Below are 11909 nucleotides of genomic sequence, written 5' to 3'. Positions count from 1 at the left end.
CTGCCTACCTCCGCCGTTCGCCGCGCTTGGACGCGGCTCGCTTCGATGACGTCGTCTTCTTGGACGAGGCACTCTTCCGGGACGACGACTTCTTCGCCGGCGCCGACTTCTTGGCGGGTGCCTTGCGAGCGGCTGACTTCTTCGCCGGAGCCGACTTCTTCGCCGCCGCCTTCTTGGCCGGGGCGGCCTTCTTCGCTGCGGCTTTCTTGGCCGGAGTGGCCTTCTTCGCCGCTGCCGCGGACTTCTTGGCCGGAGCCGTCTTCCTGGCTGCCGCCTTCTTGGCCGGAGCCGTCTTCTTGGCTGCCGCCTTCTTCGCCGGAGCCGCCTTCTTCGCCGGAGCCGTCTTCTTGGCTGCCCCACGCCCGGACGTGTCGGAGGGCTTACGCCGAGCGCTCGGCCGCTCCTCTTCCGGCTCCCCCTCTTCCTCTTCTTCCTCTTCCTCCTCTTCTTCCGGCTCTTCTTCTTCCTCGGGTTCCTCCTCTTCCTCTTCTTCTTCCGGTTCCTCGTCCTCGAATTCCTCGTCGTCCTCTTCCGGCTCTTCCTCCGGCTCCTGCTCGTCGTACTCCTCGTCCTCGTACTCGTGATCCTCTTCGTCCTCTTCCGGCTCCTCCTGGTCCGGCGCACCCAGGCGAGCCGTCCGCTCGCTCAGGACGTCCGCCAGGGAGTTCATGCCCCGGTCGGCCGCCGCGGTCAGGGCCTTTCGGCCGGAGTCGAGGACTTCGCCCTTCAACTGGTCCTGCAGTGCGGCGAACTGCGGCATCTCGCCCAGTCGGCGCATGCCTTCCGCAGCGAGCTGGCGCGGTTCCAGGCCGAAGCGCCTGCCTGCCAGGTAGGTCGCGACGGAAAGGGCCATGCGACCCTTCTTCGTCCGGCCGAGCACGTATCCGCCCACCACGGCTGCTGCGAGCGTCACCTTTGTCTGATCTTCCATGAGTAAGTCACCTTCGATGGTTCGGCGCGGGGCGGACTCGCGCGGCATGAAGCCGGTCGAGCAGCTCCTCCTCTTCCCGTTCGAACTCCTCCAGGCTGATGTGGCCGTCCTCGAGCTCCTGGTTCAGGGCGAGCAGCTGTGCCCGGACCACACCTGGGTCGTGGAGTTCGCGGTCGGCCGCGTCGTTCACCTTCTCCGCGACCCAGATCACGCCTCGCACCGGCGCGAGGGGCGCCAGGAGCAGTCCGGTGAGCAGTCCCATGTCAGACCCCTGCGACCGATGCCCGGCGACCGTGCGAGGGAACGAAGCTGTAGCAGGGCAGCGGTCCGGCGACGCGGAGTTCGACGTGCTCGCGATGTGCGTCGGCGAACGTCCGCGCCGTCGTACGGAAGGCGTCGCTTTCGCGCCGGTCGACGAGGAACGACACGTTCAGCGCGCAGCCATGGACCTCCGGTCCCGTGGCGACCGCGCGCGCCATGGGCGTGAGCCTGTGGAGCAGCTTCTTCCCCGCTTCGCCCGCACGGCGGGCCAGCGCGGTGGCGACGGCCTCGCCGAGGCGCACGTTCGCCTCGTAGTCGGGTCGCCTGCGGACGGCCTCGCGCAGGCGCCGTACGTTCTTCTCCTCGGCGACGACCGAGGCGAGCGAGTCCTGGGCGGGAAATGCCTTGAGGTTGATCTCGACGGCGCCGTCCAGGTGCCGCAGCGTGGCGAGGTGTTCCGTCTGCGATCCGGCCAGCTGGGCGCGCACCGACTCCTCGTCCGGCGCGACCGCCCCGAAGCGCATGGGCAGCACAGGACCGTCGTCCGAGAGGCGCAGCAGGATGTCCTGATGTGCCAGCAGGTCGCGTCGCCTCGCCCGGAGCTGTTCGGGCGCGTCGCTCACCACGGCGGTGAGCTTCCCCTCCCGCACCGGTCGCAGCGCGGCCGGAGGGCTGCCCACCCCTGCCGTGTTCGGCGGGAGCTCCGCTACCGCCGGGACGATCGCGTACACGTACACACCGCTACCGGTCACGCTCACGCCTCCACGCGTCGCCGTCGGTTCGATCCGTCACGTGCGGGCGCCCGGCGCTTCTTGGGCCGCTCCTCCTGCTCGTCCTCGTCGTCCTCGCCGCCGCCCACCGCCTTGCGCACGGAATCGCCGACCGACTCCGCCGCCTTGCGCACCTTCCGCTTGCCGATCGACTTGGCGGCACGGCCCCCGAGCAGCTCGGGGATGGTCGTACTGCCGGAGTCTCGTTCCAGGTCGAGGCGGTTGCACGCCTCGGCGAAGCGCAGATAGGTGTCCACACTGGCGACGACGATGCGCGCGTCTATCTTGAGGATCTCGATGCCGACCAGCGACACCCTGACGAACACGTCGATGACCATTCCCCGGTCCAGGATGAGTTCCAGGACGTCGTAGAGCGTGCCGGCCCGGGGCGGGCAGGGGGCGACTTCGTCGGCGTACATGGTCGTGGTCATGGAGCGTCCTTCCGGGTGGGGACGAAACAGGTCATTCGTCAGCGGAGCCGCGCCGGTAGCGGCGGACCCTGCTGTACTCGACGAGTTCGCCCCGCTCGTCGATCTGGACCTCGTAGGAGGCCAGCAGGCTTGTCGTGTCGGGAATACGGGGGACTTCGAGTACGTCGACCACGACGCACCAGCCGTCGTCCTTCCGCCTCACGGCCGACACCCCCTCCGCGGGGTGACAGATCAGCCGTTCCAAGCTCTCGCAGGCAGCACGGGCAGCGTGCTCGGGGCCTCGGCGGGACGAGGTGCGGGATGCTGCCGTTTTCGTGGTGGGCCCGGAGCGGGCTCGACGAGTCTCTGCCATGTGATCCAGTCTGGTCAGAATCGGGGCGGGCGCATCTCGGCGGCGGCGCGCGGGGGTCGGAGCCGCTCACCCTTTCGCCGTCCCCGCTGCACGTGTCGCCCGGTTCACGTGCACAGTCGTAGGTATGAGTGAGACCCGTGAACCGAGTGGGCCGGACGAAGAACACGTACGGCCGTCCGGGGTCGGCGACGCGACCGTCGAGGCGCTCGGCGCGCTGACGGAGGCGTTGGAGAAGGTGGAGCGGGCCAGAGGGCAGCTCTACGGGTTCCACCAGCTCACGGGCGGTGCGGATCTGACGCTCGACCGCGCGGTGGAACTGCTCCGAATGGGTGGCCACCCGGTCCACGCCGACCTCGTGGAACGCGAGATCCTGGGCCGCAACGTCATCCCCGGCTGCTGGACGTTCCAGCTCGTCGAGGCGTACGACGACACCTACTACCGGCCCTTCGTCGAAGTGGAGAAGAGAGTGCGCCAGGAGCTCCTGGGAGGACGACGGCACCTGTACGAGGCGGAGATGAAAGAAGCCCGGCGCACCCACGGGCACCCTCAGCACACAGCGCGGCCCTGACCGTGGAGCCGGTGGACGCGCTGCGGCGGATCGCGTTCCTGCTGGAGCGGTCGCAGGCGGCGACGTACCGGGTGAAGGCCTTCCGTACGGCCGCTGAGGCGATCGGCACCATGGACGGACAGGAACTCGCCGACCGGGTGGCTCGGGGTTCGCTGGAGTCGGTGCGCGGCATCGGCCCGAAGACGGCACAGGTGATCCGCGAGGCGGCGGAGGGAGCGACGCCCGGTTATCTGGAACGGCTGGAGGAGGAGGCGCCGGCACCTCTTGTCGCGGGCGGTGACTCGCTTCTCGCGGCGCTGCGCGGTGACTGTCATCTGCACTCCGACTGGTCGGACGGTGGCAGCCCCATCGACGAGATGGGGCGCACCGCGGCCGAGCTGGGGCACGAGTGGGCGGTGCTCACCGACCACTCCCCGAGGCTGACCGTCGCCAACGGGCTGTCTACCGACCGGCTTCTGCGGCAACTGGACGTCGTGGCGGAACTCAACGAGCGGTGGGCGCCGTTCCGGCTGCTCACCGGCATCGAGTGCGACATCCTCGACGACGGCTCGCTCGACCAGGAGGCCGATGTGCTGGAGTGCCTGGACGTGGTGGTCGTCTCCGTGCACTCCAAACTGCGCATGGACTCGGCGGCGATGACGAGGAGGATGGTCGCCGCGGCGCGAAATCCGCACGCGGACATCCTGGGGCACTGCACGGGCCGGCTCCTCGGCGGGAAGAAGCGGCCCGAGTCCACGTTCGACGCCGAGGAGGTATTCGCGGCCTGTGCGGAGTCGGGCACGGCCGTCGAGATCAACTGCCGGCCCGAGCGCCTGGACCCTCCGCGTGGCCTGCTCCGGCAGGCGGTGGCGTCGGGTGTGCTGTTCTCGGTCGACACCGACGCGCACGCGCCGGGTCAGCTGGACTGGCAGCCCTACGGCTGCGCGCGGGCGGAGGAGTGCGGGGTGCCGGCCGAGCGGGTCGTCACCACCTGGCCGATGGATCGGCTCCTGGAGTGGACGGGACACGGGAAACACCGATAGGCCCCACCGCTACGCGGTGGACGGGCGAGGACGGGCCGGTCCCGGGCGTTCGGCGTAGAGTCGATCACGGTTGTCCATGTGGCTCCCGTGCACGCCGGGGCAGGAGGAAACACATGTCCAGTCAACGCACAGGCCCTTACCTTCCGAAGACACGCGGTCCGCTCTCCGCGGGCGTGATCGACTACCTGCGGGGCGACGGCGCGCTGCCCGACACCGGAGCCGCCCGTTCCGCCGATCCGTACGGCGACGATCTCCAGCTCGCCCTGTACGTCTGTTATGAACTGCACTACCGAGGGTTCGCCGGGGTCGACGCCGACCTGGAGTGGGATCCCGCTCTGCTCGGTGTGCGGGCCGCGCTGGAGGACCGCTTCCTCACCGCTCTGCGGCGCGACGCCACGGAGACCGCGAGCCTGGACGACATCCTGGCCGGTCTCCTCGTGGAACCGGTGCGCGGCACCGGTCTCTCCTGGTTCCTGCAGGACGAGGGCGAACTGCGTCACCTGCGCGACTACGCGGTCCAGCGCTCCCTCTACCACCTCAAGGAGGCCGATCCGCACGCCTGGGTACTGCCCCGCCTCAGTGGCCGGGCCAAGGCGGGCATGGCGGCGGTCGAGTACGACGAGTTCGGTGCGGGGCGCGCGGACCGCGCCCACGCGAAGCTGTTCGCGGACCTCATGACCGATCTGGGTCTTGACACCACGTACGGCCGCTACCTGGACGACGGCTGCGCACCCATGCTCACCCTCGTCAATCTGATGTCGCTGTTCGGTCTGCACCGGGGGCTGCGCGGTGCGCTGGTGGGCCACTTCGCGGCGGTCGAGATCACGTCCTCCCCCGCGTCACGGCGCCTGGCCGGAGCGATGAAGCGCACCGGCGCGGGCCCCGCTGCCGAGTTCTTCTACACCGAGCACGTCGAGGCGGACGCCGTGCACGAGCAGGTGGTGCGCCGGGACGTGATCGGCGGACTGCTCGAGGACGAACCTGATCTGGCAACCGACATCGCTTTCGGCATCACCGCCACCTCGTATCTGGAGGACCGGCTCGGTGACCACCTGCTGGCGCACTGGCAGGCTTGACCAACCCCACTTCGCCGCGTTCCTCGAAGGGAGCCGCAGATGTACGCAGACATGGCCGAGGAAACCCGTTCCGCCCGGTTGATGACGCTGCCGGGGGTCTACGCCCCGCAGTACGACACCCGCCTGCTCATGGCCGCCCTGGACCGGGAGGACGTGGGCGCGGGCGCCGAGGTCCTGGATCTCGGCACCGGCAGCGGCGCGCTCGCTCTGCACGCCGCTCGGCGCGGTGCGCGGGTGACCGCCGTGGACATCGCGCGGCGGGCCGTGGTGACGGCCCGGCTGAACGCGCTGCTGTCCCGTCGGCGCATCACCGTGCAGCGCAGCGATCTGCTTTCCGCCCTGCCCGGCCGGTCCTACGACCTGGTGGTCTGCAACCCGCCCTACGTGCCGTCGCCCGTGGGCGCGCTGCCCGGGCGTGGCCCGTCGCGCGCCTGGGAGGCCGGGCGCGACGGGCGCGCGATCCTCGACCGGGTCTGCGAGGCGGCCCCGGCGGCCCTGCGCCCCGGAGGACGTCTCCTGATGGTGCACTCCGGCCTCTGCGACAGCGACGTGACCCTCCGGCGTCTGTCCGACGCCGGACTACGGGCCACTGTCAGCGACCGGGCGCTGGTGCCTCTGGGACCCGTGTTGCGGTCCAGACTCCGGTGGCTGCGGGACACGGGACTGATGGACCGGGCGGAGACGACGGAGGAGCTGGTGGTGATCCGTGCCGAACACGCCTGAATCGCACTGCGAACCTGGAGATCCCTGCCGGATCACCCTCGGCGCCGAGGGGCCGCTGCTGGTCGAGGGCCCTGTGGAGGTGACCGGCGCGGACGGCAGTGTGGCCGTCTCCGACCGGTTCATGGTGGCCATCTGCACCTGCCGGCGCAGCCGGATGTACCCGTGGTGCGACACCAGCCACCGACGGCGTACACAGCCCGGCCGCAAGGCGGACTGACCGGCCGGCCGGTTCACTCGTCGGGCCGCCGTCGCGTGGGCGTCACGCCGCGCAGCCGGCGGGACATCGCCCGGAGGCGGGGGTGGCGCTCGTGCACCTCCGCCGACCGGCGGTCCAGTTCCTCGGCGAGGCGCTCCGTACGCTTGTCGATGTCGAGTTCGTCCAGGATGCGGTCGATCTCCGCGAGCAGGGCGCCGTGCAGCTGCCACTGCCGCGGGTGTTCCTGGACCCCGGACAGCAGCAGGTCCGCCACCCGGTCGCGCGTCTCACGGCTGCGCGCGAGGGCGTCTGCGAGGCGCTCCTCGGCCTCCTCGCCGCTCTCGGCCATCGGGGTGGTGATCATCACCGCGAACCCCTCGATGGCGTCGGACATGTTCCGGAAGAGCTCCCTGAGTCCCCTGGCCACGTCGTCGGGGAAAAGCGCCTCTCCGGTGCGCGCCTTGGCCAGGTCGGTCAGCGAGCGGGTCAGGACACGCAGCACCACGGCGCAGATCTCCAGGGTGTCCAGACCGGTCCTCAGCACGACGCGGTGCAGCATCCCCTGGCGCACCCGGGGGTTGAGCATCGTGCTCTCCTCGGCCTGCCGCAGGGAGGCGTCGACCTCCACGATGTCGTGGTCCAGCCGCCTCGCTTCGTGCAGGCGCGCGGCTGCTTCCCGTACGGGGTGACTGCCGCCGATCTCGTCGCCCAGGGCGCGAAACATCGTTCCCATCCGCTCCCCCAGGCCGCCGATGGATGCGCCCGCCGACTCGACCCAGACGGGGGGTGCGAACAGGAGGTTGAAGAGCAGGCCGACCCCGGCACCGATCAGCGTCTCCAGTACGCGTTCCCAGGCGGTGTTCGCGACTTGCGAGACGCCGAGGACCAGCATCGCGCTGATCGCCACCTCGGGGACGAACTCGTTGACGCGCACGACGCGTCCGATGAGCAGGGAGGTGAAGATCGTCAGACCGAGGCTCCACCAGTTCAGGCCGACCAGCGCGCTGAATCCGCCGGCGATCACGACGCCGACGACGACGGCGTTGACGCGCCGGATGCCCGTGGTCAGGGTGGCGTAGAGCGTCACCTGCACCACGAGCAGGGCGGTCAGCGGGGCGGTGAGCGGCGCGGGGTGCGGAGCCGGCAGGACCAGCTGTGCCACGGCGAAGGCGATCACGGCGGCGGCTGTCGAACGCAGCGTCTGCGTCGCGGCCGGTTCGGTGGTGCGCTGGACGAGTTTGACTACGGGCGCGGGCGTGGAAACTGCAGGCATTCCTACACGGTGCCCCGAACCACCGCCTCGCATCACTCGCAGGGCCGGTCGGACTCCGTACGGGCGCACGCGTGCACCCATCGGCCCAGGCCGCGCGGACCGGGACATACCGAGAGATGGTGGAGGCATGGCTATCTCACTGACACCCCCGGGAGAGACCCCTCCCGCGGAAGGCTCCATAAGCGAGGCGCACGTCGAGCGCCCCGACGGCGGTATCTGGGAGCACCCCGTCCTCTGGGCGGCGGTGGTGCTGCTGGGCTCGCTCGTCGTCGCCGGCTATTTCATCGCGCGCATCTTCGGCTTCACGTAAGACTCGACATCACGGGAGGCTCGGCCGTCACGTCAAGCTCGGCCCACACGTATGGCTCGGGCCCTCACGTAGGGCTCGACATCACGTAAGGCTCGACGGAATCGCGGGCTCCGGCCGGGCCCTGCCCCGCCGAAGCGGTGTCAGCTCGCTGGTGGCCCCTGATCGTCGTCCAGTTCGCCCGGCCGGGATCCGAACCGCTCCAGCAGGGCGTCCAGGCCCGCCGTCAGTCCCTCCACCCCGCCTCGGCCTGCCAGGGCCGGAGCTGTGGCGCGCAGGCGTGGGAACTCGTGCGCCGGGAGACGGTGCAGACCGAGCCGGAAACCCGGGTCGGTCTCCTCTGGGGCGTCATCCATGGCGCGCAGCTCGACCAGCAGATAGCCGAGCAGCCACGCGGTGAACGCCCGGTGCAGTGACACCGCCACGGGCTCGGCGGCGCCTGCCCGCCGGAGCAGGTCCAGGACCCCTTCGTCGCTGCGGAGCACGGCCGCCGGACGGCGGGCCAGCGGTGTGGACAGGAGCCGGGTCGCCAGCAGCGGCACGATGTTGGGGTGCCGCATGGCCACCTCGTAGGAAGCCCGCGCGCGACGGCGCAGCTCGTCCTGCCAGGCCGCTTCGACAGGGCCGCTCCCTGCCAGCACCTCCTCCAGCTCCTGGTGGAAGGCCTCCACCAGACCGTCCAGCAAGGCGTCCTTGCTGGACGCGTACCTGTAGAGGGCCATCGCCTCGACCCCCAGCTCCGCGCCCAGGCTGCGCATGCTGAGACCTGAGAGCCCTTCACGGTCCACCAGGGTCATGGCGCTGGCGAGGACCCGTTCCCTGCTCAGCCGCCCGTATCTGCCACGGTCGGCGGCTCTCCGCCCAGGACCGTCTTCCTCCGGTGCGTTCGGCATGCCGCGTGCCCACCTCGCTCTCGCCTGTTCCGATCGTCTCGCACGGCCGCTCGTGACTCCCCTTGACCACGCGGACCAATCGGCGCAATATCGTACATATACGTCGTAAACGTAAGCCGTCAGCTTACGTTCGCACCTACTCAAGGGCGTCAATCGTGACGCAGAGCGATACGAAACCCGCGGACCGGAACTCGGTCGAGCGCCATCTGGCGCGGATCTCGGGCGGCAACGTCGTCCGGGTCACGACGGGCGGGCCCGTCTTCGGGCATCCGCACCGTGACCGCAAGCCCCGGCCCTCCACCTTCGTCACCGCCCTCCCGCGGCCCGACCGGACCGTCCTGCTGGCCGTGACCGTCGGCTGGGGCCTGTCCTTCCTCTGGTTCTGGTCGTGGTGGCTCCGCCCGGAGCACCGGGCGGGCTGGGCCGGACTGGTCGTCAACAGCATCCTGCTGCTCTACCTCACCGGACTGCCCAGCTACTTCTTCGTCACCGTGCTGCGGCTTCGCCGGGTCGACCCGGCCCTCGATGTGCCTCGTCTCCCGGTGGCGTTCGCGGTGACCCGCGCGCCGTCCGAACCCTGGCGGACCGTGCGGCGCACTCTCCGAGCCATGCTGCGGCAGGACTTCCCGTACGCGTACGACGTGTGGTTGTGCGACGAGGACCCGACCGCGGAGATCCGGGACTGGTGCGGCCGGCACGACGTCAGGATCTCCTGCCGCCGCGGCGTCGACACCTACCACCGGGCCGACTGGCCTCGCCGGACGCGCTGCAAGGAGGGCAATTTCAGCTACTTCTACGATCATTGGGGCTACCACCGTTACGCCGTCGTCGCCCAGCTCGACTGCGACCACGTTCCCTCCACCGGCTACCTGACCGAGATGGTCCGGCCGTTCACCGACCCCGCCATCGGCTACGTCGCGGCTCCGAGCATGTGCGACGCCAACGACGCCAGGTCCTGGTCCGCCAGGGGACGCCTCCACCGTGAGGCGGTCTGGCACGGCGCCATCCAGCTCGGCCACAGCGACGGGCTCGCCCCCATGTGCATCGGTTCCCACTACGCCGTGCGCACCGAGGCACTGAGGGACATCGGCGGTCTGGGGCCCGAACTCGCCGAGGACTTCTCCACGACCTTCCTGCTCAACTCGGCCGGATGGCACGGTGCCTTCGCCGTCGACGCCGAGGCGCACGGAGACGGTCCGCTCACGTTCGCGGACATGGTCACTCAGGAGTACCAGTGGTCCCGGAGCCTCACGACCATGATGCTCGACCTGCTCCCGCGGCACCTGGGGCGGCTGCCGTTCCTGCTGCGCCTGCGCTTCGGCTACGCCCTGGCGTACTACCCGCTCATGGGCTCGATGATCGTCGCGGGCCTGGTGCTCCCGCCTGTGGCGGTGCTCACCGGCCTGCCCTGGATGAACGTCGACTACTTCGACTTCCTCCTGCACTTCTGGTCCCTGCCCGTGTGGCTGATGCTGGCCCTCTGGCTGATGCGCCGTCGGGGTCTGCTGCGACCACGCGGAGCGCCGCTGTTGAGCTGGGAGACCTGGCTGTTCGCGCTGGCACGGTGGCCGTTCGTCATCCTGGGCGTGGTGGGCGCGGTCGTCCAGCGGATGCGCCCGCGGCCACTGACGTTCAAGGTCACCCCCAAGAGTGAGGCGGGACCGCAGCCGCTGCTGGCCCGGCTGACTCTGCCGTTCGCCGTTCTCGCCGTGGCCCTCTCCTCGGTGGCCCTGTTCGGCGAGCTCGCCGGTCCCTCGGTCGGTTACGTCTTCCTGTGCCTCATCGCGGCGACCGCCTACGCCGCCGTGGCGCTCGCCGTCCCGCTGCTCCACGTGCACGAGAGCGCCCGGGCAGCCGGCGTCACCTTCCGGTCCGCCCTGCCCACCGCCTGGCTGTCCCTGACGCTCGGTGTGCTGTCGGCCCTGCCCGTCGCCACCGCCCTCGTCCTCTATCCGGCCTACGCCGCCGCCGTCCTGGGCCGGTGAGCGCGGTGGAGCCGACCGGCATCCCCTTCGTCATTCCCCGCGCCCCGGAAGGAACTGTGCTCATGAGTGCACCGACGACCGTTCTCGTCACCGGCGGGGCAGGCTTCATAGGCAGTCATACCTGCGTCGAACTGCTCGAGCACGGCTACAAACTGATCGTCATCGACAACTACGCAAACAGCTCGGCCAAGGTTTTCGAACGCATAGAGAGGATCACCGACCGATTCGTCGGTGCCGTGTACGAGCTGGACATCCGTGATCCGCGCGCCCTGTCGGCCGTATTCGACCGCCACCCCATCGACGCCGTCGTGCACTTTGCCGCGCACAAGGCTGTGGGGGAGTCGACACGGATGCCCATCGAGTACTACGACACGAATGTGGCCGGGACGACGTCGCTGTTGCGGACCATGCAGGAACACGAGGTGCACCAGCTGGTGTTCTCGTCGTCCTGCTCGGTGTACGGAGACGCCGGGCGCCGCCCGCTGGACGAGTCCACGCCGGCCCGGCCGACGAACCCGTACGCATCGTCCAAGGCCATCTGCGAACAGATCCTGAGCGATGTCTGCGCACGCCGGCCGGAGTTCAAGGTGCTCTGCCTGCGCTATTTCAACCCGGTCGGCGCCCATCCGAGCGGACTGCTCGGCGAGGACCCGCACGGGACCCCGGACAATCTGATGCCGTCGGTGGCCCAGGTGGCCGTCGGGCGGCTCCCCTGGCTCCGGATATTCGGCGACGACTACGCCACTCCGGACGGCACGGCGATCCGCGACTATCTCCACGTCATGGACACGGCCGAGGCCCATCGCATCGCGCTGGACCGGCTGAACGACAGCTCGGGGATGCGCGTGTTCAATCTCGGCGTCGGCAAGGGGCACTCCGTGTTCGAGGTCGTCGCCGCCTTCCGTGTGGCGTGCGGCAGTCCCATCCCGTTCCGGGTCGTGCCCCGTCGCGACGGCGACGTCCCCGAACTCGTCGCCGACGCGAGCGCGGTGGCGCGTGCCTGGGGATGGCGTCCCCGCCGGGACCTGGCGGACATGTGCCGGGACGCCTGGCGATTCCAGCAGCACAACCCCTTCGGTTACGCCCCCGCGGGCGGACCGACGAGCAGTGAGGAGTGACAT

At 70.0% G+C, this 11909-nt stretch carries 15 protein-coding genes; 8 read left to right on the top strand and 7 right to left on the bottom strand.

What is annotated here, in order from left to right; all coding sequences use genetic code 11:
* Nucleotides 1-4: 4 nt before the first annotated feature.
* From ACFYQ6_RS08730 to ACFYQ6_RS08710, 5 genes are read right to left on the bottom strand one after another with little or no spacing between them, the layout of a single operon-like run.
* Nucleotides 5-931 (bottom strand): histone protein, encoded by a 927-nt coding sequence (locus tag ACFYQ6_RS08730; RefSeq protein WP_388761826.1) that lies wholly within the window; start codon nucleotides 929-931, stop codon nucleotides 5-7.
* A 7-nt stretch (nucleotides 932-938) separates the two neighbouring features.
* Complete coding sequence (locus tag ACFYQ6_RS08725) at nucleotides 939-1193, bottom strand: gas vesicle protein GvpG (protein ID WP_388761823.1); 255 nt, start codon at nucleotides 1191-1193, stop codon at nucleotides 939-941.
* Between the two features lies 1 nt (nucleotide 1194).
* Complete coding sequence (locus ACFYQ6_RS08720; protein WP_361577241.1) at nucleotides 1195-1944, bottom strand: GvpL/GvpF family gas vesicle protein; 750 nt, start codon at nucleotides 1942-1944, stop codon at nucleotides 1195-1197.
* 2 nt (nucleotides 1945-1946) lie between these two features.
* Complete coding sequence (gene gvpJ / locus ACFYQ6_RS08715; RefSeq protein ID WP_388761820.1) at nucleotides 1947-2393, bottom strand: gas vesicle protein GvpJ; 447 nt, start codon at nucleotides 2391-2393, stop codon at nucleotides 1947-1949.
* A gap of 31 nt (nucleotides 2394-2424) precedes the next feature.
* On the bottom strand, nucleotides 2425-2745 hold the full coding sequence (locus ACFYQ6_RS08710) for a gas vesicle protein (protein WP_361576645.1): 321 nt from the start codon (nucleotides 2743-2745) through the stop codon (nucleotides 2425-2427).
* A 124-nt stretch (nucleotides 2746-2869) separates the two neighbouring features.
* Here ACFYQ6_RS08710 and ACFYQ6_RS08705 point away from each other — a divergent pair, with 124 nt between their 5' ends.
* The 5 genes from ACFYQ6_RS08705 (at nucleotide 2870) to ACFYQ6_RS08685 (ending at nucleotide 6351) form a co-directional block, all read left to right on the top strand.
* Nucleotides 2870-3313 carry a hypothetical protein gene (locus ACFYQ6_RS08705; RefSeq protein ID WP_361576642.1) on the top strand — a complete coding sequence of 148 codons (444 nt, stop codon included), beginning with the start codon at nucleotides 2870-2872 and terminating at the stop codon, nucleotides 3311-3313.
* Nucleotides 3314-3315: 2 nt separating this feature from the next.
* Nucleotides 3316-4335: a PHP domain-containing protein gene (locus ACFYQ6_RS08700; RefSeq protein WP_361576639.1), complete on the top strand. Its 1020-nt coding sequence runs from the start codon at nucleotides 3316-3318 to the stop codon at nucleotides 4333-4335.
* Nucleotides 4336-4448: 113 nt separating this feature from the next.
* Complete coding sequence (locus ACFYQ6_RS08695) at nucleotides 4449-5411, top strand: iron-containing redox enzyme family protein (RefSeq protein WP_388761816.1); 963 nt, start codon at nucleotides 4449-4451, stop codon at nucleotides 5409-5411.
* A gap of 39 nt (nucleotides 5412-5450) precedes the next feature.
* Entirely contained in the window at nucleotides 5451-6134 is a 684-nt protein-coding gene (locus ACFYQ6_RS08690) for a HemK2/MTQ2 family protein methyltransferase (RefSeq protein ID WP_361576633.1), read from the top strand.
* Entirely contained in the window at nucleotides 6118-6351 is a 234-nt protein-coding gene (locus tag ACFYQ6_RS08685; RefSeq protein ID WP_388761812.1) for a CDGSH iron-sulfur domain-containing protein, read from the top strand. The genes ACFYQ6_RS08690 and ACFYQ6_RS08685 overlap by 17 nt, the downstream gene beginning before the upstream one ends.
* 13 nt (nucleotides 6352-6364) lie before the next feature.
* On the opposite strand, the gene ACFYQ6_RS08680 is transcribed toward ACFYQ6_RS08685, so the two are convergent.
* Nucleotides 6365-7603 carry an aromatic acid exporter family protein gene (locus tag ACFYQ6_RS08680; RefSeq protein WP_388761809.1) on the bottom strand — a complete coding sequence of 413 codons (1239 nt, stop codon included), beginning with the start codon at nucleotides 7601-7603 and terminating at the stop codon, nucleotides 6365-6367.
* Between the two features lie 127 nt (nucleotides 7604-7730).
* Here ACFYQ6_RS08680 and ACFYQ6_RS08675 point away from each other — a divergent pair, with 127 nt between their 5' ends.
* Nucleotides 7731-7913 (top strand): DUF6480 family protein, encoded by a 183-nt coding sequence (locus ACFYQ6_RS08675; protein ID WP_361576624.1) that lies wholly within the window; start codon nucleotides 7731-7733, stop codon nucleotides 7911-7913.
* 140 nt (nucleotides 7914-8053) lie between these two features.
* Here ACFYQ6_RS08675 and ACFYQ6_RS08670 read toward each other — a convergent pair whose 3' ends face one another.
* Nucleotides 8054-8803, bottom strand: coding sequence for a TetR family transcriptional regulator (locus ACFYQ6_RS08670; protein ID WP_361576621.1), 750 nt, complete (start codon nucleotides 8801-8803; stop codon nucleotides 8054-8056).
* A gap of 155 nt (nucleotides 8804-8958) precedes the next feature.
* On the opposite strand from ACFYQ6_RS08670, the gene ACFYQ6_RS08665 reads away from it, so the two are divergent.
* On the top strand, nucleotides 8959-10788 hold the full coding sequence (locus ACFYQ6_RS08665; RefSeq protein ID WP_361576618.1) for a glycosyltransferase family 2 protein: 1830 nt from the start codon (nucleotides 8959-8961) through the stop codon (nucleotides 10786-10788).
* 62 nt (nucleotides 10789-10850) lie between these two features.
* Nucleotides 10851-11906, top strand: a complete 1056-nt coding sequence (gene galE, locus ACFYQ6_RS08660; RefSeq protein WP_388761804.1) for a UDP-glucose 4-epimerase GalE — start codon at nucleotides 10851-10853, stop codon at nucleotides 11904-11906.
* Nucleotides 11907-11909: the final 3 nt, after the last annotated feature.

This window comes from Streptomyces sp. NPDC005494, from assembly GCF_042872025.1.
In the GTDB taxonomy this organism is placed as follows: Bacteria; Actinomycetota; Actinomycetes; order Streptomycetales; family Streptomycetaceae; genus Streptomyces.
The sequence above is the reverse complement of the archived record's forward strand: the minus strand, read 5'-3'. Positions and strand labels throughout refer to the sequence as shown.

What these genes read in the sequence shown, in the direction of transcription:
- ACFYQ6_RS08730 (WP_388761826.1), bottom strand. Translation starts at nt 931, where the DNA reads ATGGAAGATCAGACAAAGGTGACGCTCGCAGCAGCCGTGGTGGGCGGA.
- ACFYQ6_RS08725 (WP_388761823.1), bottom strand. Translation starts at nt 1,193, where the DNA reads ATGGGACTGCTCACCGGACTGCTCCTGGCGCCCCTCGCGCCGGTGCGA.
- gvpJ (WP_388761820.1), bottom strand. Translation starts at nt 2,393, where the DNA reads ATGACCACGACCATGTACGCCGACGAAGTCGCCCCCTGCCCGCCCCGG.
- ACFYQ6_RS08710 (WP_361576645.1), bottom strand. Translation starts at nt 2,745, where the DNA reads ATGGCAGAGACTCGTCGAGCCCGCTCCGGGCCCACCACGAAAACGGCA.
- ACFYQ6_RS08705 (WP_361576642.1), top strand. Translation starts at nt 2,870, where the DNA reads ATGAGTGAGACCCGTGAACCGAGTGGGCCGGACGAAGAACACGTACGG.
- ACFYQ6_RS08695 (WP_388761816.1), top strand. Translation starts at nt 4,449, where the DNA reads ATGTCCAGTCAACGCACAGGCCCTTACCTTCCGAAGACACGCGGTCCG.
- ACFYQ6_RS08690 (WP_361576633.1), top strand. Translation starts at nt 5,451, where the DNA reads ATGTACGCAGACATGGCCGAGGAAACCCGTTCCGCCCGGTTGATGACG.
- ACFYQ6_RS08680 (WP_388761809.1), bottom strand. Translation starts at nt 7,603, where the DNA reads ATGCCTGCAGTTTCCACGCCCGCGCCCGTAGTCAAACTCGTCCAGCGC.
- ACFYQ6_RS08675 (WP_361576624.1), top strand. Translation starts at nt 7,731, where the DNA reads ATGGCTATCTCACTGACACCCCCGGGAGAGACCCCTCCCGCGGAAGGC.
- ACFYQ6_RS08670 (WP_361576621.1), bottom strand. Translation starts at nt 8,803, where the DNA reads ATGCCGAACGCACCGGAGGAAGACGGTCCTGGGCGGAGAGCCGCCGAC.
- galE (WP_388761804.1), top strand. Translation starts at nt 10,851, where the DNA reads ATGAGTGCACCGACGACCGTTCTCGTCACCGGCGGGGCAGGCTTCATA.